The organism is Orrella dioscoreae, from assembly GCF_900089455.2.
GTDB classification, from domain to species: Bacteria; Pseudomonadota; Gammaproteobacteria; order Burkholderiales; family Burkholderiaceae_B; genus Orrella; species Orrella dioscoreae.
Map to the genome: position 1 here is coordinate 1,632,125 of NZ_LT907988.1, position 16,183 is coordinate 1,648,307.

Consider the following 16,183-nt stretch of genomic DNA (forward strand, 5'->3'; position numbering starts at 1 on the left):
GCATGCCCGCCCGGCGTCCTGCCCTGTCCTACGAATCTTGGTAGTTGTCGCAACCCCCCGCTGACTATGAAATGCATGCGTGAGGGAAATCGACCGACCGGAGACGCGCATGGACCCACGAGCACACGCATCAACGCAGCAGCAGCAGTCCGGCAGCCTGTATGGCTTCGACATGAGCCGCTATGTCATGTCCGAAGAGGCCTGCCAGGGCAGCGCCCATGACGTCTCGATTCGTGCGCTCACGCACGGCGGCATCTATCCCCTGGCCCATGCCTGGCAGGTCCTGGCGCTGCCGGACCGCGCGGCGCTGACCGTGTTCGAGCGCCATCCGTCCTTGCAGGTGCAGCCGCAGCGCCCCGAGGGCGATGCGCTGGTGCTGTATGTGAATACGCTGGGACGCCTGCATGCGCGCGCGGCGGATGCGCCCCGCGTGTCCTATGACGAGAATGACCGCGCAGACGACCTGGGCTATGTGCCCCTGACCGCCGCCCTGCGCGCCGAGATCGGCGCCGAGCAGGCAAGGCTGCAGGCGAGCGAGGAGGCCGCCCTGGCCGAGGTCCACGCCGCCGTGGCCGAGCTGCATGCGAACGGAGACCTGCCGCGTGTGCTGGAGGAGGTCATCGACCACGTCGAACACGTCGAGTCCGTCTGCTTCTATCTGGGTGACCGCTTCTATGCGCTGATGGACCGCTACGCGAACCTGATCGACGACAAGCGCAGCCGGGGCTTCCTGAGCCTGCTGCGCGACAAGCCCTTCGAGGCCTGGGAAGCGGACGAGGTGCTGTCGGTGGGCGCGTTGCACGCGCTCTTCATCTCGGGCCGTTCCGTGCGTTTCGAGGAGTTCAACGGCACCTTGCTCTCGGCCCGGCGCCTGCTGGACCGCCTGGCCGAACTGGCGGCGTCCTATTCGGCCGCCGGCAACGAAATCGAAGTGTCCCCCGAGCTCGGGCTATTCGCGCGTGCGGCCGCCATCCGCGAGCAGACCTTGCGCGGCATCGGCAAGTCCTGGCTGCGCTACCGCTGGATCTATGGCCTGAATTTCCAGAAGGTCGAGTCCATCCTGGACCGCAACGAATCGGATGAGGCCGACGACGTCTGGTGGCAGGAGTTCGAGCAGGACTACCGTGCGCTCGTGGGCGGCCCTGCCGGTTTCATCCCCGCCGAGCACGCCGGCATGGCGCAACTGGCCCAGGCCGCCGTGGCGCTGGATGCGTCGGGCGTGGCGTGCGAACGTGGCAGCGACGCGGTGACGAGCTGGACGGAGTACCTGATCGAGCGCCTCGTGGGATCGGCCGTGCTGGCCACCCGGGCCGATTACGGCATGTCCAGTTCGCTGCGCGACATCAGCAAGCTGATCAGTTACGACGAAGCGACACTGCTTGCCAACCTGCACGCGCTGACGCCACCCGATTTCTTCACCTGTTTCGTGTCCCGCGATCTCATCGAGGGCGTGGGAACCGCCGAAGCGGGCGTCATCGCGTCATCTGTCCAGAAGCGCATGCAGTTCAACCGCTGGCACTTCATCCCGGGCAACCTCGAACGCCCGATGATCCTGAAGTCCCGCCACTGGTACTACCCGCCGCTGGTGCCGGACATCGCCGTGCACGCCGACATGCACCGCGCCGCGCACAACCGTGCGCGCGTGAAATTCTCGATCCGCAGCCCGGGCCCCGACATGTCGCGCCCGCCGCTGCCCATCGCCGGTCGCTACTTCCGCGGCTTCTATGACGTGCGGGTGGTCAGGATGGAAGGCGAGGAGTTCGACGTGTCGGACATCCTGCGCGTGCGTCGGCGCACGCTTTGGATGGAGTCGGTCTATGCGGCCCTGACGCAATACCTGATGAGTCCGCGCGCGGTGCGCCTCGTGACCCGGGGATTCCAGGCCGGCACCTACCAGGACCTGATCGGTGACGGCGCGGCGCAGGGCGGCCTGACTCGGCCGGTGGCGCTGACCGCCTTGCGTGGCGACGGCAGCGACCGCCTGGTCGTGCACGGTTGAAGGCAGGCGACGGAGACCGCCGATGAGCATCGTCAACGCAGTGGCGCTGACCGCGGCGCGCAGCGCCGGCCACCACATCCGCTATTTCCGCCAGGGCGCCCTGGTGGGGCTCAGCCTGAGCCAGCTGGATGTGTTGGCCCAGCGCGCGGCGCGGCTGTTGCACGACCTCGGCCTGCGTCCGGGTGACCGCCTCGGCATCCTCGCCCGCAACGGCATCGAGTGGGTGCTGCTGGACCTGGCCGCGATCAAGCTCGGCGTGGTGACGGCCGGCTTCGAATGGGGCAAGTTCCCGTCCGTGCGGCCCTTGCTGGCGCGTTATGGCCTGAAGGCCTATTACTCCGATGCGCCGGCCGACAACGACGCGGCCCAGGCGGCCGAAGGGGTGAACGTGCGGGCAGCCCTGGCCGCGCTGCTGGAGGATGAGTCCGCCCTCCACGGCGCGCCCGACGCGGGCATGCCTGTCATGACCTACGGGCCGCGCGACGTCACCACGCTGAAGTTCACGTCGGGCAGCACGGGCGAGCCCAAGGGGCTGGCCGCCACCGTGGGCAGCATCGACAGCTCGCTGTACGCGGCCCAGTCCCTGTTCTCGCATGCCGCGGCCGACAGCCTGCTCGTCTTCATGCCGCTGTCGCTGCTGCAGCAACGCTACTGGATCTATTCCGCGCTGGTGTTCGGGCACGATGTCACGGTGGCGCCTTTCGAGTTCGCGCTGGAAGCGGCGCGCCTGGTGCAGCCCACCGTGGTGATGGGGGTGCCGGGATTCTATGAAAGCCTGAAGCGCCAGGCCGAGCGCCAACTGGGCGGTGGCACGGCGCTGGCCGAGCGCCGTGAGTGCCTGCGCAGCCTGCTGGGCTCCCGCGTGCGCTACATGTGGACGGGCTCGGCGCCCGCCAATCCGGACACGCTGGCCTTCTTCAACGAGGCGGATTTCCCCGTCTACGAAGGCTATGGCATGAACGAGACCTGCATCGTCACGAAGAACGGACCGGGCAGCGCGCGTGCCGGCAGCGTCGGGCGCGTCATGCCGAACAAGCGCCTGCGCCTGGACGAGCAGGGCGTGCTGATCGTCGGCAGCGACTACCCGGTCAACACCCGCTATGCCTATTGCGGGGAGGGGGACAACGAGAAGACCTTCCTGCCCGGCGGCGAGGTGCGCACCGGCGATCTCGCCCGCATCGACGAGGACGGGTTCCTGTACATCCTGGGGCGGGCCGACGACGTCATCGTGCTGGCCAATGGCCGCAACATCCATACCCGCCATGTCGAGGAGCGCATCAAGTCGCATCCGGAAGTGGCCGAGTGCGTGCTGTTCGGCGCGGGCCGCGCCTATCTGGTGGCGGTCGTGTCGCCGGCGGCGGGCGCGCCGGATGTCGCGGCCATCCAGCGGCATATCCAGGGCGTGAACGAAGCGGCCTCGGCCGACGAGCGGGTGGTCAAGAGCCTGATCCTGTCCGAGCCCATCACGGTCGACAGCGGGCTGCTGACCTCGCAGTTCAAACCCCGGCGCAAGGAGATCTTCCGGACCTTTCGCGGGCAGATCGAAAACCTCTATGGAGCGGCGTCGTGAGCAGACTCGAAACAATCGTGAAGGCCAACCTGGAGAAAGTGCTGCGGCGCAACCAGGACACCGCGGCCGACCTCGACATGGAGGCGGACCTGGCCTATGGCTATGGCCTGACATCGCTGGACATCATCATGCTGATGAGCGGCATCTGCCAGGATGCCGGCGTGCCGCTCACGGCGCTGGCCGAGGACGATATCGGCGCGCTGAAGACGCCTGCCGACATCGTCGCCGTGCTCGGCCAGAAGGCACCGGCCTGAGGCGCGCCATGGAACAGGCCTTTCACGTGCTGAAGGATCTCGTCCTGGAGAACGACGTGGTGCGCCTGCGGCGCATCGCCATCGACGACAAGCCGGGCTATGCCCGCATTGCCTTCGATCCGGACATCTGGACCTATTTCGTCTCCACCGTGACGGATGCGGCCAGCCTGGATACCTTCGTGGAACAGGGCATCCGCGACACGCTCAACGGCACGCGGATCGTTTTCACCATCCTCGACAAGCGCAGCGGCGCCATCGCGGGCAGCGCGTCCTACGGCAATATCGCGCCCGCCGACCGCAGGCTGGAAATCGGCTGGTCCTGGCTGGGCGAGCCGTATCGGGGCAACGGCACCAATCGCGCGGTCAAGTCGCTGCTGCTGGGTCATGCCTTCGACGCCTTGGGGTGCGAGCGGGTCGAGTTCAAGACGGACGTGCTCAATACGCGCGCCCGCAAGGGCCTGCTTGGCATCGGCGCGAAGGAGGAAGGCGTGCTGCGCAGCTTCAACGTGATGCCGGGCGGGCGGCGGCGCGATGCCATCTACTACAGCATCCTCAAGGCCGAATGGCCGTCGGTGCGCGCGGAGCGCTTTCATGGCTAAGCGTGCGATTCCCCTTTCGGTGGTGAGCAACCTGCCGCCCTCGCGTCACCTGCGCCTGTCGGGCTCGCATTTCGAACTGGGCCTGCGCCATGGCCTGGCCCACCGCGAAGCCATCCAGCGCTTCCTGGCCGACCGCCGCACACGCCTGGATGCAGTGGCGCCCGCAGCGCAATTGGCCGACCTGTCCGGCCGGATTGCCGCGCACGCCGAGTGCATCGAGTGGGCGCTGCCCGGGATGGCGCAGGAGGTCCGGGGGCTGGCCCATGGCGCCGGCATTACGTTGGAAGAGGGCTACCTGCTGCAGCTGCGCCGCGAGATCGCCGGCTACCAGGCGGTTCCCACGGCAGGGGATTGCACCACCTTCGGCCGCCTGGCCGGGGCCTGCACGGTGCTGGGACAGACCATCGACCTGAATGGCGGCATGGCGCCCGAACTCAGCGTGCTGGAGATCACCCACGGCGCGACCGGGCGGCGCCTGGCCATGGCGAGCTTCACGGGCTTGCTGGGGTATCTGGGCCTGAATGACCGCGGCCTGGCCGTGGGCCTGAACCTGGTGCTCGCGGGCACATGGCGCCCGGGCATCCCGGCCTACATGCTGATCCGCCACCTGCTGGACGAGGCAGACAGCGTGGACGATTGCCTGGCGGTGCTGCGCGCCGTGCCGCTGGCGAGTTCCCGCGCGCTGATGCTGACGGATGGCCGGCGGCTGGTCACGGTGGAGTACGTCCTGGACGACATCCGCATCACCGAGGCGGACGCCAGCTGCCACGCCAACCATTTCCTGCATCCGGACTTCGTGCCGCGCGATGCCTTGAATCCCTTCGCGCGGACGTCCTCGTTGCGCCGCCAGCAGGCCTGCGAGGACGCCTTGCGTGCCGTCCCTGCCGAGGCCGCGCTGGAGCGCTATTTCGCCTTCATGGACGCGGCGCCCGTGCATGTGGCCGACACCGGCGATCTGCGCCGCGAGTGCACCGTGGGAACCGCCGTCATGCAGCCGCGGCTGGGCGTGCTTGCCGTCAGGCAGCGCGCGCCCGTGGCCGCAACCAGCAGCCCCGTCGCGGCCCGCGCCTTGCAGGCCGTCTAAATCCAGGAGAGCACGATGCCTTACGTCGTTACCGAGAACTGCATCCGTTGCAAGCATACGGATTGCGTGTCCGTCTGTCCGGTGGACTGCTTCCACGAGGGACCGAACTTTCTGGTGATCGACCCCGCCGTCTGCATCGATTGCGGGGTGTGCGAGCCGGAATGCCCCGTTGATGCGATCCGCCCGCATGACCGCCTGGAGGCGGACCAGATGCAATACCTGACCTTGAACGAGGAGCTGTCCCAGGTCTGGCCGCTGATCATGGAAAAGAAGGACGCCTTGCCCGACGCCGAGCGTTGGGCGGGCACGCCAGGCAAGTTCGCGGAATTGATCCGCTGATCCGAGCAGACACTGCGCGCAAAGGAGTGCGACATGGAAGAGTACGCATCGGTACTGGAAGAGTACAAGCTGAAACTGGCCCAGCGGATCCAGCAGTCCGGGTTCCTGACGCGCAGCCGGCGCGGCGAGGTCAGCGTCGAGGAGTTCAAGGTGTTCCTGGTCCAGCAGGGCATCTACAGCAGCTACTTCACGCGCTATCTGTGCGCGTTGATGGCCAACCTTCCCAGCGGCGCCCAAGTGCAAGCCCTGGCCGAGAACCTGTGCGAAGAGCTGGGGCTGACCGAAGACAGCGCCACCCCGCACAGCGTGATCTACCGCGACATGCTCAAGGACTTCGGGCTGACACTGGAGGGCGAGCGTCCGCTGCTGGGCACCCGCCGCCTCATCGACACCATGTTCGATCACTGCCGCGACGTGAACGCGGCGCGTGGCCTGGGCGCGCTCTGCCTGGGCGCCGAGGCGCTGGTGCCCATCGTCTACACCGACCTGCTCGCGGGGTTCGCCGGGGCAGGCGTGCCGCCCGAGGCGGTGGTGTTCTTCAGCATCCACGTCGAGTGCGATGACGGCCACGCCGAGACGCTGCGCGACATCATGGTGGAGGTCGCGCGTTCGCAGCCCGACCAGCTGGCGTTGATGCTGAGCGCGGGCGAAGCCCTGGTCGACGCGCGGCTGGCCTTCTTCGATTCCATCGAAACGCATGCGCGGATCCTGGGCGCCGCGCCGGCGCGCCAGGACGCCGTGCTGTCGCAATAGGGGGCGGCCATGTCCTCGACCCTGACGCTCGACAAGTCTGTCCTGGTCGATCGTGCGAAGGCCTCGATGCGGCAGCACCTGCAGGCGCCGGCCTGGAGCGTGCGCCAGAAGGTGGCGCTGACGTGCCGCATCCTTTTCGCCCAGGGCCATGACTCGGGCCTGGCGGGGCAGATCACCGCCCGCGCCGAGCGGCCCGGCACGTACTACACCCAGCGCCTGGGCCTGGGGTTCGACGAGATATCCCCGGCCAACGTCCTGCTGGTGGATGAAGACCTGGCGGTGATCGAGGGAGAGGGAATGGCGAATCCGGCCAACCGTTTCCACAGCTGGATCTACCGCCAGCGGCCGGATGCGCGTTGCATCGTGCACACGCATCCGCCGCACCTCTGTGCGCTGGCCATGCTCAAGCGCCCGCTCGTCGTGGCGCAGATGGACGCCTGCATGCTGTACGAGGACGTCGGGTTCCTGGCGGACTGGCCAGGCGTGCCGGTCGGCAATGACGAGGGCGTGCTGATCAGCGCGGCGCTGGGCGGCAGGCGCGCGGCCATCCTGGCCCATCACGGCCTGGTGGTGGCGGCGCAGTCCGTCGAGGAGGCCTGCGTCGTTGCCGTGCAATGCGAGCGTGCCGCCCGCCTGCAGCTGATGGCCGAGGCCGTGGGCGACATTGCCCGCATCGATCCGGCCCTGGCCCGCGAGGCGCACGACTGGATCCTCCAGCCCACCCGTTCGGCCGCGACCTTCGCCTACTTCGCCCGGCGCGTGCTGGGCGCGCTGCCACCCGGGTCGCAGACGCTGCACGACCTGCAGGCCGGCGAGGCCTCGCCGGCAGCGGCCCTGCCATGACGCCCCCTGCCTTGGTGCAGTGGGTGTGTGCCACGGGCCAGCCCGAGGATGCGCGCCACCCGGTGTGGTCGCGCATGCTGTCGGGACCGGAGCAGGCGCGCGCATCGCGCTTCGTGCGTGCCGAGCAGGCTGAGCAGTACCGGACCAGCCACGTGGGCTTGCGGCGCTGGCTGGGCGAGCAGCTGGGTGTCGCGCCCGCGGCGCTGTGCTTTGGCCAGGCGGGGCAGTCGGGCAAGCCGGTCCTGTTGCCTTGCGCCGGCCATTTCAGCTTCAGCCACGCCGGCCCCGCCTGGGCGGCGGCTCTGGGCCCGGCGTCGTCCGGCCCCGTGGGGATCGATATCGAGTGCCTGGATGCCTTCGCCACCGCGGACCCCGGCTTTGCCCGTCTCGTGCTGAGCCCGGCTGAACGCTTGGCCTGGCGCACGCTGGACGCCACCTGCGGCGCAAGGGCGCTGGCGCGGGTGTGGACGCGCAAGGAGGCCTTGCTCAAGGCGATCGGCTGCGGCCTGCGCCGCGCGATGTCCTCGCTGGACGTGGGCTGGGCAGGCGCGCCGCGCACGCTCGTCGCAGCAGACCTGGACGGCGTGCCCTGCACATGGCGGGTGCAGGATCTGCACGGCCTGGCGGCCGGCCTGGTGGGCGCATTGGCGTGGCAGGTGTCCGAGCCCAGCATTGCCGTGGCCGCCGCCCGGTCCTTTCCCGCGCCGGCCAATCCCGGCCCGCGCCTTCCGATGGAATGCCTTGCCCATGACACTCTTTGACCGTTCCCTGCTGGCCTTGCCTTTCTATGATGACGCGCACCGCGAGCTGGCCCTGGCGCTGGAGGATTGGGTGGCGCGCCATGCGTCGGCGGTGCGCGAGCTGGCGAGCGCGAGCGTGCAGGAGCGGGGTCGCCGCTATGCGCGCCTGTTGGGCGAATCCGGCTGGCTGGCATACGCCGTGGATGCGCCGGAGGGCAGTCCGCGGCCGGACCTGCGCTCGGTCTGCCTGATCCGTGAGGCGCTGGCCTACCTGGATGACCTGCTGGATTTCTCGTTCGCGATCCAGGGCCTGGCCGCGGCGCCCATCGCCTGGTTCGGCTCCCCGGATCAACGCGAGCGCCTGTTGCCCGCGCTGCGCGACGGCAGCCGTATCGGTTCGCTGGCGTTGTCGGAACCCGAGACCGGTTCCAATCTGGCCGCGCTGGCCGTGCTGGCGCACGCGCGCGACGGCGGCTATGCGGTCGATGGCCTGAAGACCTGGGTGTCCAACGGCACGATCGCCGATTTCCACTGTGCGCTGCTGCGCACTGGCGAAGGACCGGGCGGGCTTGGCCTGAGCTTCCTGCTCGTGCCCGCCGACGCGGCCGGACTCAAGCCCGAGGCCATCGACCTGCTGGCGCCGCGGGATTTCGCCAGCCTGTCGTTCCAGCAGGTCTCCCTGCCCGCCACGGCGCGCATCGGCGAAGGGGGGATGGGATTCAAGTATGCGATGGAGATCCTGAATTTCTACCGGGTCACCGTGGGGGCGGCCGCCGTCGGCTTCTGCCGGCGTGCCGCGCACGCCGCCGTGCCCTGGGCGCAGAAGCGCGACGTGGCGGGCGCCAAGCTCATCAAGACGCAGTTCACGATGGACAAGCTGGCCGGCCTGGCCACCTATCTGGATGCGGCCTCGCTGCTGGTGGCGCGTTCGGCCTGGGAGTTCGATACCGGCGTGAAGGACGTGGCGGCCCATGCGGCGATGGCGAAGCTGTATGCCACCGACGGCGCGGGCGCCGCGGCGGACGATGTCGTGCAGCTCTTCGGCGCGGCGGGCCTGATCGCCGGTTCCGTGCCCGAGCAGGTCTACCGGCAGGTGCGCGCCCTGCGCATCTACGAGGGCACGTCCGAGATCCAGAAGATGATCATCGCGGGCGCCGTCTCGCGCCCGCTCGCCGCCGGCGGCTGGGCGTGAGCCATGGCGACCTTCACGGCGGAGGTGGAGTGGTCTTCGGCCGAGGGCACGATCCCGGGCGCACCGTATTCGCGCGCGCACACCTGGCGCTTCGATGGCGGGCTGGCCGTGCCGGCCTCGGCCTCGCCGCATGCCGTCCCGGTGCCCGAATCCGATCCCGCCGCGGTGGATCCCGAGGAAGCGCTCGTCGCGGCGGCATCCAGCTGCCATATGTTGTGGTTCCTGGCCATCGCGGCCACGCAAGGCTGGACGGTGTTGCGTTACCGCGATCGCGCGCAAGGCGAGCTGGGCAGGTTCCCCGACGGAGGGGAAGGCATGGTGGCGATCGCCTTGCGGCCCGAGATCGTGTTCGCGGACCCGCAGCCCAGCGCCGAGGAATGCGATGCGCTGCACGCGCAGGCGCATCACCGTTGCTACATCGCGAACTCGCTGCGGGCCAGGCTCACCTGGCGCGCCTGAACGCGGACGCCGCTTGAGGCCCGTGTCTCATTTCTCGACGAAGGCCCGTTCGATCACGTAGTCGCCCGGCGCGCCCTGGTGGGCCGACACCTGCAGGCCGTGGCCATCGAGCTGCCGGCTCAGGTCGTCCAGCAGCGACGGGCTGCCGCAGATCATCGCGCGATCCTGGTCAGGATGCAGGGGCGGGAGGCCGAGGTCGTCGAAGAGCTTGCCGGTGTGGATCAGCTCGGTCAGCCTGCCCTGGTTGCGGAAGGGTTCGCGCGTGACCGTGGGGTAGTAGATCAGCTTGTCGCGCGCGGCTTCCCCCACCAGTTCGTGCTCGCGCAGCGAGCTGGCGAGGAAGTCGGCGTAGGCGAGTTCGCTGGTACGCCGCACGCTGTGGGCGATCACCACCCGATCGAAGCGTTCATAGACGAGCGGGTCCTGCACCACGCTGAGGAAGGGCGCCAGGCCCGTGCCGCTGCCGAAGAGGTACAGGTGCTTGCCTGCCTTCAGGTCGTCCACGAGCAGCGTGCCGACGGTCTTCCTGCCCACCAGCAGCGTGTCGCCTTCCTTCAGGTGCTGCAGCCGCGAGGTGAGCGGACCGTCCTGGACCTTGATGCTGAAGAATTCCAGGTGCTCGTCGTAGGTTGCGCTGGCGATGCTGTAGGCGCGCAGCAGCGGCCGTCCGTCCACCTGCAGGCCGATCATGACGAATTGCCCGCTCACGAAGCGCAGGCTTGCCGGCCGCGTGGTCCGGATGCTGAACAGGCTGTCGTTCCAGTGATGCACGTGCAGGACGGTCTCTTCGGAAAAGGCTGACATGGCGTGGCGTCCGGATCGCGTGAAAGAAAAAGGGGGCAAGGGGTCAGCGGAACACCACCGTCCTGGCGCCATTGAGCAGCACCCGGTGCTCGCAATGCCATTTCACGGCGCGCGCCAGCACCTTGCATTCGACGTCCCGCCCGATCAGGGCAAGTTCCGATGGCGCCAGGCTGTGGTCGATGCGCTCGACGTCCTGTTCGATGATCGGACCTTCGTCCAGGTCCTCGGTCACATAGTGCGCGGTGGCGCCGATCAGCTTCACGCCGCGCCGATGGGCCTGCGCGTAGGGGCGTGCGCCCTTGAAGCTGGGCAGGAAACTGTGGTGGATGTTGATGGCGCGGCCCTTGAGCGCCTCGCACAGCGCCGGCCCCAGGATCTGCATGTAGCGGGCCAGCACGACGAGGTTCACGGCCTCGCTTTCGGCCAGCGCCAGGATGCGCGCCTGCTGGGCGTCGCGGGCGGCTTCGTCGGCGCCGGCCGCTATCGGGAAGTGATGGAAGGGCAGGCCGTAGCTTTGCGCGATGTTGCGGCAGTCCAGGTGGTTCGACGCCACGCCGACGATGCGCATCGGCATGCTGCCCGACATCGTGCGATACAACAGGTCGTTCAGGCAGTGCCCTTCCTTGCTCACCAGGATCAGCACGCGGGATTCGCTTTCGCGGTCATGGAATTGCGCCTGCATGCCGTAGCGCGCCACCACGGGCGCGAGCGTGTGTTCGAGCGCGGCGGTGTGGGCAATCTCGATGGGCGCGTCGAAATGGATGCGCATGAAGAAGAGCCCCGTGCCATCCTGCGCGGCCACGTCGCCGAACTGCTGGGAGTCCAGGATATTGCAGCCGGCGTCGTAGAGCGCGCTGGAGACCGCGAAGACCAGCCCCTTGCCGTCGCGGCACGACAGCCGCAGGACGAATTCGCGGTTGCGGGCAGGCTGGCAGATGGCGGCGCGCTGGCGTTCGCTGAGCAGGGCCTCGGGCGCATTGCCTGCTGGCATGAGGGTGCTGGGCAGGGGGAGTTTCATGCCGGTTCTTCCTGGACAGGGCGTAGCCTATTTCACAGGCAGCCTCCCGCGCCAACAACTACCAAGCCAGGTAGGCGGTGACGCCCGCTCAGTCGTTGAGGCGGCGTGTTCGGGCGAGGCACTTCGATCCAACAGGCGAAGAGCGCATGGCCGTCGACCTGGATCGGAGGCGCCGCGCGACGCGCCTGGAAACCGGCGCGGCGCAACAGGCGTTCGACGCCCAGCGGGGAAACGGTGATGAGGCGCCGTGCGCCCTGTGCGGCCGCCGCGGCCAACGCGACCCGCAACAGTTCGATGGCGACGGGGGAGGAGAATTGCCCGGCCGGGCCATCATGCGTGGGCGAGGAGAAGTCCACTGCAGCGAAGCGGGACAGCTCCCAGACCTGTTCGCTATGCGGGACAGGTATGCCTTGCATGAGATCCGGGAATATTTCTCCCAGCAGATACGGCCGGTTGGTGGGCAGCAGGCGCGCGCTGCCCACCAGGCGGCCGCTGCGTTTGCAGCGTGCCGCGACATACAGCGTGTCGGGCCGGTCGAACTGGTCGAACTCCAGCCCGCCCTCGCAGGGAAGCTTCCATCCCAGCATTTCCACGAAGACCTTGTGGCGGTAACGCGCGAGCCCGGACATCAATCCCGGGGGCAGGTGATTGGGGGTGCCAGCAAGAATTTCCACATTGGCCGTCCTGTGACAACGCAGTACACACATTCCACAGGTTCATGCGGATTTGTGAAACTCCCCTTTTGGGTAGGGCGCTCGTGCTCACGAGGTTCGTGGCAGGCAGGCAACGTCCGCTCCGCCGGAGGCAAGGGGGATCAGTTCAGCAGGCCGAGCATGACGGCGCGCACCACGGCGGCGGTCTTGTTGGGGGCGCCCAGTTTCTGGGCCGCGTTGCGCGTATGGAATTTCACGGTGTCCACCGAGATCAGGAGAATGTCCGAGATCTCCTCGGCGGTCTTGCCGTCGGCGTGCCACTTCAGTATCTCGGTTTCGCGCGGCGTCAGGCTGACGGACGCATGGCCTTGCGGCGCCGGGCCCATGGCACGCGACATCGTGAGGTGCGTGACCTGTGTCAGCCATCGCATGGCGGCTTCCTTGGCGGCCAGTTCCGCGAGTCCCAGCGGCTCCTTCGAGCGAACCAGCGATAGCATGCCCCCGACCCCATACCCATCCAGGCTGGATTGCGCCCAGCCTACCCGCAGGCCGGCCGCGCGGGCATCCGCCCAGAGTTCGGGCGTCGCGGCGAAGATGGCATCGTTCCAGACCAGTGGCTGCGTGCTGCGCCGGCCGTGCGCCACCGTGGGGTCGACGGCGAGATAGCCGGCGCGCGCATAGTGCGTCTGCCAGCTTGCCGGATAGGTGTTGATCATTTGCACCGCGGGCTTGCTCAGGGGCAGCGGGCCGCGGCGGCCATAGGCGCAATATTCGAATCCGAGTGCGCGCGCGGTGGCTTGGATCTTGCGGAACACGGCCTGCTCGCTGGCGGTCTCGTCGAACAGCGCCAAGGCCAGCAGTTCCTGCACCCATTGGTTCATTGCGTTGTCTCCTGGCACCATGGCGCCTACTGCATGAACCCCCGGATGCGCCCGCTCTGTGGGGGAGCGGCGGGCTTGCTTGTCCGCTGATGTTACAGCCATTGGCAAGTTTTGGGATATCGGGTGGATGTGACGAAAACCTACCCTTGCCGGGGCCGAGCACGCCTGCCTGCGAGCCTCTTTCCGATGGGGGGGCGCTTGCGCCGCGGCCTGATCTGCGTCAGAGCGCTTGCCGGGGCCATGCGCGAAAATTGCCGTGCCGCATTCCTGTAGAGCCCACCATGCCAGCCTGGCGACACTTTCTAGATGACATCGTCGCCCCGACGACCCCGTCCGAGCGCCAGTTGCTGCGATTGGCGACGCCTTTCGGCCGATCCGCGCTGGTGCGCCGCAATGCCGCATCGGTGATCCTCGCGCGCGTGCGGCTCATCTCGGTGCTGTTCGCCGTGCTGGTGCCACTGTGCGCGGCCGTGGATCTGCTGGTGTTCGAGCGGGGCACCGCGTTGGGCCTGCTGGGCCTGCGGCTGCTGGCCGCGTTCATCTTCATCCTGCTGGCCCTGCCGGCAAGGGCGCAGGCGTCCGAGCATCCGTACCGGTACGCGCTCGCCCGGCTGCTGGGCATGGTCATGGTGCCCCCCCTGTTCTACCTGGCGTCGCTGTGGGTGGTGGGCGACGGGGCGTTGACGCCCGCACAGCAGGGCATCATGCAGCTCTACGCGCTGATGCCCACCGTGGTGCTGGCAGGCCTGGCCATCTTCCCGTTGTCGGCGCTGGAGATCCTGCTGCTGGGGCTGCCGATGTTCGTCACGGCTTTGCTTGGCTTCGAATGGTCCGGCCAGTCGATGTCCTGGCTCGAGCACGGCAAGACCTTCTGGTTCATGGGCATGGCCATCGGCGTGTCATTCTTCTCGGGCATGGCGCAATCGCACTACATGGAAAGCCTGGTCACGCGCGCGATGACGGATTCCTTGACCGGTGCGCTGGCGCGGCGCGCAGGCGTCGAGATGCTGGAGCGCGGTTTTGCCGCCGCGCAGGCCGTCAACGGCCACTATGGCCTGGCCTTCTGCGACATCGATCATTTCAAGCGGATCAATGACCGCTTCAGCCACCAGGTGGGAGACCAGGTGCTGGTGCAATTCGCCCAGGCCTTGCGGCGCAGCCTGCGTCCGGGCGACGTGCTGGCGCGCTGGGGCGGCGAGGAGTTCGTGGTGTTGATGCCGGGGGCCACCGTCGCCGACCAGCAGGCCTGGCTGGCGCGCTTGCGTGAACAGGGCTTTGGCCGCACGCCGGACGATGCGCCGCTCGGCGCCTCCATCGGCCTGGCGGAGCGGCTGGCCGACGGGTCGGCCGGGTGGACGGCATTCATTGCGCTGGCCGATCAGCGCATGTACGACGCGAAGGCACGAGGCAGGAAGCAGGCGGTGGGTCCCGCCGGCATGATCGTGCCTTTGCTGGCGCCCGCCGCGCCGTCTCAGGTGGCAGGCGCAGCCGACCTGCCCAGCAGTGCGCCGATGGCAGGCCATAGCGCCTCGGGCGTTTCGACGTTGATGTCGGCTTCCCAGCTGTCGACGCCGCCATCGCAATAACCATAGGCGGCGGCAATGGCGGGCATGTCCGCGGCGCGGCTCGCCTGGATGTCGCGCAGGTCGTCGCCCACGTAAACGCAGCGGTCCGGCGTGACGTTCGCCAGTCGGGCGGCATGCAGCAGCGGCAGCGGATGCGGCTTGGCGTGCGCGGTGGTGTCGCCGCAGACGATCGCGGCGCAGCGCGGCGTGAGGCCCAGGTGCGCGATGATGGGCAGGGCCAGCCTTTCCATCTTGTTGGTGACGATGCCCCATTGCAGGCCATTGGCTTCCAGCCGGTCCAGCAGCGCGTCCATGCCCGGGAAGAGCGTGGTGTGCACCGTCATGGCGGCTTCGTAGTCGTCCAGGAATCGCCGGCGTGTCTCTTCGTATTCCGGATGGTCGGGCTGCATGTCCAGGGCCACGCGCAAGAGGCCGCGCGCGCCGTGCGAGGCCACCGGGCGCAATTGCGCCAGCGGCAGGTCGGGCAGGCCACGGCGTGCACGTTGCAGGTTGGCGGCGGCCGCCAGGTCGGGGGCGGTGTCGGCCAGCGTCCCGTCGAAGTCGAAGAGGACCAGGCCGGCCAGTCGGCTGTCAGGTTGACCGTTCATTTGCGGGTCGCCATCAGGTAGTTGACGGACGTGTCGGCCGACAGGCTGTAGCGGTCGCCGAAGGGGTTGTATTCCAGCCCCCGCAACTGCACGGGCTCGAGCGCCGCCTGGCGCGCGGCGGCGGCCAGTTCGCTGGGGCGGATGAAGCTTTCGTAGCTGTGCGTGCCGCGCGGCAGCAGGCGCAGCACGTATTCGGCGCCCACGATGGCGAACAGGAAGGACTTCGGGTTGCGGTTCAGCGTGGAGAAGAACACCCAGCCGCCCGGCTTGACCATCGCGGCGCAGGCCGAGACGATGGAAGCAGGGTTGGGGACGTGCTCCAGCATTTCCATGCAGGTCACGATGTCGAAGCGTCCCGGGTGCTGGACGGCCATGTCTTCGGCGCTGATGGCCTGGTAATCCACCTTGACGCCGCTTTCCAGGCCGTGCAGGCGGGCGACCTGCAGCGATTTCTGCGCCAGGTCGATGCCCGTGACCTGCGCGCCGGCAGCCGCCATGCTTTCGGCCAGGATGCCGCCGCCGCAGCCCACGTCCAGGATTTCCTTGCCGCGCAGTTCGCCGGCCAATTCACGGATCCAGCCCAGGCGCAGCGGATTGATGGCGTGCAGGGGCTTGAATTCGCTGGTCGGGTCCCACCAGCGCGCGGCCAGCGCACTGAACTTGTCCAGTTCCGATTGATCGACGTTCGGGGTGGCTCGGGCGTGGGTGGTGGTCATGGGCAGCTCGACGGCAGGGGAGGAGGGCACGCGCGCCTGGGCGCGCGCTGGCCTGGATGTGGCGGGCCAGAAAAAAAGGGCCTCGCGATGCGAGGCCCTTTGATTG

18 protein-coding genes are annotated in these 16,183 nt (G+C 68.3%); 12 read left to right on the top strand and 6 right to left on the bottom strand.

Annotated elements, in window-relative coordinates:
• Positions 1 to 109 precede the first annotated feature (109 nt).
• The 11 genes from ODI_RS07595 to ODI_RS07645 are packed head-to-tail and all read left to right on the top strand — an operon-like array spanning position 110 to position 9,832.
• A complete protein-coding gene (locus ODI_RS07595) occupies positions 110 to 1,999 on the top strand; it encodes a hypothetical protein (RefSeq protein ID WP_067759699.1) in 1,890 nt (629 codons plus the stop codon).
• 22 nt (positions 2,000 to 2,021) lie between these two features.
• Positions 2,022 to 3,569, top strand: a complete 1,548-nt coding sequence (locus ODI_RS07600; protein WP_067759697.1) for an AMP-binding protein — start codon at positions 2,022 to 2,024, stop codon at positions 3,567 to 3,569.
• Positions 3,566 to 3,823: a hypothetical protein gene (locus ODI_RS07605; protein WP_067759694.1), complete on the top strand. Its 258-nt coding sequence runs from the start codon at positions 3,566 to 3,568 to the stop codon at positions 3,821 to 3,823. Before ODI_RS07600 ends, ODI_RS07605 begins: the two co-directional genes overlap by 4 nt.
• A gap of 8 nt (positions 3,824 to 3,831) precedes the next feature.
• A complete protein-coding gene (locus tag ODI_RS07610; RefSeq protein WP_067759691.1) occupies positions 3,832 to 4,422 on the top strand; it encodes a GNAT family N-acetyltransferase in 591 nt (196 codons plus the stop codon).
• Positions 4,415 to 5,506 (top strand): C45 family autoproteolytic acyltransferase/hydolase, encoded by a 1,092-nt coding sequence (locus ODI_RS07615; protein ID WP_067759689.1) that lies wholly within the window; start codon positions 4,415 to 4,417, stop codon positions 5,504 to 5,506. The genes ODI_RS07610 and ODI_RS07615 overlap by 8 nt, the downstream gene beginning before the upstream one ends.
• Positions 5,507 to 5,521: 15 nt before the next feature.
• Positions 5,522 to 5,845 (top strand): ferredoxin FdxA, encoded by a 324-nt coding sequence (gene fdxA, locus ODI_RS07620; RefSeq protein ID WP_067759686.1) that lies wholly within the window; start codon positions 5,522 to 5,524, stop codon positions 5,843 to 5,845.
• Between the two features lie 33 nt (positions 5,846 to 5,878).
• Complete coding sequence (locus ODI_RS07625; RefSeq protein ID WP_067759684.1) at positions 5,879 to 6,598, top strand: TenA family transcriptional regulator; 720 nt, start codon at positions 5,879 to 5,881, stop codon at positions 6,596 to 6,598.
• Between the two features lie 9 nt (positions 6,599 to 6,607).
• Entirely contained in the window at positions 6,608 to 7,441 is an 834-nt protein-coding gene (locus ODI_RS07630) for an aldolase (protein ID WP_067759681.1), read from the top strand.
• Positions 7,438 to 8,202 (top strand): 4'-phosphopantetheinyl transferase family protein, encoded by a 765-nt coding sequence (locus ODI_RS07635; protein ID WP_067759679.1) that lies wholly within the window; start codon positions 7,438 to 7,440, stop codon positions 8,200 to 8,202. Before ODI_RS07630 ends, ODI_RS07635 begins: the two co-directional genes overlap by 4 nt.
• Complete coding sequence (locus tag ODI_RS07640) at positions 8,189 to 9,373, top strand: acyl-CoA dehydrogenase family protein (protein WP_067759676.1); 1,185 nt, start codon at positions 8,189 to 8,191, stop codon at positions 9,371 to 9,373. The genes ODI_RS07635 and ODI_RS07640 overlap by 14 nt, the downstream gene beginning before the upstream one ends.
• Positions 9,374 to 9,376: 3 nt before the next feature.
• Positions 9,377 to 9,832 carry an OsmC family protein gene (locus tag ODI_RS07645; protein ID WP_067759674.1) on the top strand — a complete coding sequence of 152 codons (456 nt, stop codon included), beginning with the start codon at positions 9,377 to 9,379 and terminating at the stop codon, positions 9,830 to 9,832.
• A gap of 27 nt (positions 9,833 to 9,859) precedes the next feature.
• On the opposite strand, the gene ODI_RS07650 is transcribed toward ODI_RS07645, so the two are convergent.
• The 4 genes from ODI_RS07650 to ODI_RS07665 all read right to left on the bottom strand — a co-directional run bounded on the left by ODI_RS07650 (position 9,860) and on the right by ODI_RS07665 (position 13,188).
• Positions 9,860 to 10,636, bottom strand: coding sequence for a ferredoxin--NADP reductase (locus tag ODI_RS07650; RefSeq protein ID WP_067759671.1), 777 nt, complete (start codon positions 10,634 to 10,636; stop codon positions 9,860 to 9,862).
• Between the two features lie 43 nt (positions 10,637 to 10,679).
• Positions 10,680 to 11,654 carry a formyltetrahydrofolate deformylase gene (gene purU, locus ODI_RS07655; protein ID WP_231968214.1) on the bottom strand — a complete coding sequence of 325 codons (975 nt, stop codon included), beginning with the start codon at positions 11,652 to 11,654 and terminating at the stop codon, positions 10,680 to 10,682.
• A 32-nt stretch (positions 11,655 to 11,686) separates the two neighbouring features.
• Positions 11,687 to 12,328 (bottom strand): acyl-homoserine-lactone synthase, encoded by a 642-nt coding sequence (locus ODI_RS07660; RefSeq protein ID WP_231968215.1) that lies wholly within the window; start codon positions 12,326 to 12,328, stop codon positions 11,687 to 11,689.
• A 140-nt stretch (positions 12,329 to 12,468) separates the two neighbouring features.
• The gene (locus ODI_RS07665; protein WP_067759666.1) at positions 12,469 to 13,188 is read right to left on the bottom strand and encodes an autoinducer binding domain-containing protein; all 720 of its coding nucleotides are present in this window, start codon (positions 13,186 to 13,188) and stop codon (positions 12,469 to 12,471) included.
• Positions 13,189 to 13,469: 281 nt separating this feature from the next.
• Here ODI_RS07665 and ODI_RS07670 point away from each other — a divergent pair, with 281 nt between their 5' ends.
• Positions 13,470 to 14,774: a GGDEF domain-containing protein gene (locus ODI_RS07670; RefSeq protein ID WP_157929737.1), complete on the top strand. Its 1,305-nt coding sequence runs from the start codon at positions 13,470 to 13,472 to the stop codon at positions 14,772 to 14,774.
• Here the strand turns inward: ODI_RS07670 and gph are convergent.
• Positions 14,660 to 15,337 carry a phosphoglycolate phosphatase gene (gph, locus tag ODI_RS07675; protein ID WP_074046863.1) on the bottom strand — a complete coding sequence of 226 codons (678 nt, stop codon included), beginning with the start codon at positions 15,335 to 15,337 and terminating at the stop codon, positions 14,660 to 14,662. The two genes, ODI_RS07670 and gph, sit on opposite strands and share 115 nt — an antisense overlap.
• A 20-nt stretch (positions 15,338 to 15,357) precedes the next feature.
• Entirely contained in the window at positions 15,358 to 16,077 is a 720-nt protein-coding gene (gene ubiG, locus ODI_RS07680; protein ID WP_067759659.1) for a bifunctional 2-polyprenyl-6-hydroxyphenol methylase/3-demethylubiquinol 3-O-methyltransferase UbiG, read from the bottom strand.
• Positions 16,078 to 16,183 lie beyond the last annotated feature (106 nt).

What these genes read in the sequence shown, in the direction of transcription:
- ODI_RS07595 (WP_067759699.1), top strand. Translation starts at nt 110, where the DNA reads ATGGACCCACGAGCACACGCATCAACGCAGCAGCAGCAGTCCGGCAGC.
- ODI_RS07600 (WP_067759697.1), top strand. Translation starts at nt 2,022, where the DNA reads ATGAGCATCGTCAACGCAGTGGCGCTGACCGCGGCGCGCAGCGCCGGC.
- ODI_RS07610 (WP_067759691.1), top strand. Translation starts at nt 3,832, where the DNA reads ATGGAACAGGCCTTTCACGTGCTGAAGGATCTCGTCCTGGAGAACGAC.
- ODI_RS07615 (WP_067759689.1), top strand. Translation starts at nt 4,415, where the DNA reads ATGGCTAAGCGTGCGATTCCCCTTTCGGTGGTGAGCAACCTGCCGCCC.
- fdxA (WP_067759686.1), top strand. Translation starts at nt 5,522, where the DNA reads ATGCCTTACGTCGTTACCGAGAACTGCATCCGTTGCAAGCATACGGAT.
- ODI_RS07625 (WP_067759684.1), top strand. Translation starts at nt 5,879, where the DNA reads ATGGAAGAGTACGCATCGGTACTGGAAGAGTACAAGCTGAAACTGGCC.
- ODI_RS07630 (WP_067759681.1), top strand. Translation starts at nt 6,608, where the DNA reads ATGTCCTCGACCCTGACGCTCGACAAGTCTGTCCTGGTCGATCGTGCG.
- ODI_RS07635 (WP_067759679.1), top strand. Translation starts at nt 7,438, where the DNA reads ATGACGCCCCCTGCCTTGGTGCAGTGGGTGTGTGCCACGGGCCAGCCC.
- ODI_RS07640 (WP_067759676.1), top strand. Translation starts at nt 8,189, where the DNA reads ATGACACTCTTTGACCGTTCCCTGCTGGCCTTGCCTTTCTATGATGAC.
- ODI_RS07645 (WP_067759674.1), top strand. Translation starts at nt 9,377, where the DNA reads ATGGCGACCTTCACGGCGGAGGTGGAGTGGTCTTCGGCCGAGGGCACG.
- ODI_RS07650 (WP_067759671.1), bottom strand. Translation starts at nt 10,636, where the DNA reads ATGTCAGCCTTTTCCGAAGAGACCGTCCTGCACGTGCATCACTGGAAC.
- purU (WP_231968214.1), bottom strand. Translation starts at nt 11,654, where the DNA reads ATGAAACTCCCCCTGCCCAGCACCCTCATGCCAGCAGGCAATGCGCCC.
- ODI_RS07665 (WP_067759666.1), bottom strand. Translation starts at nt 13,188, where the DNA reads ATGAACCAATGGGTGCAGGAACTGCTGGCCTTGGCGCTGTTCGACGAG.
- ODI_RS07670 (WP_157929737.1), top strand. Translation starts at nt 13,470, where the DNA reads ATGCCAGCCTGGCGACACTTTCTAGATGACATCGTCGCCCCGACGACC.
- ubiG (WP_067759659.1), bottom strand. Translation starts at nt 16,077, where the DNA reads ATGACCACCACCCACGCCCGAGCCACCCCGAACGTCGATCAATCGGAA.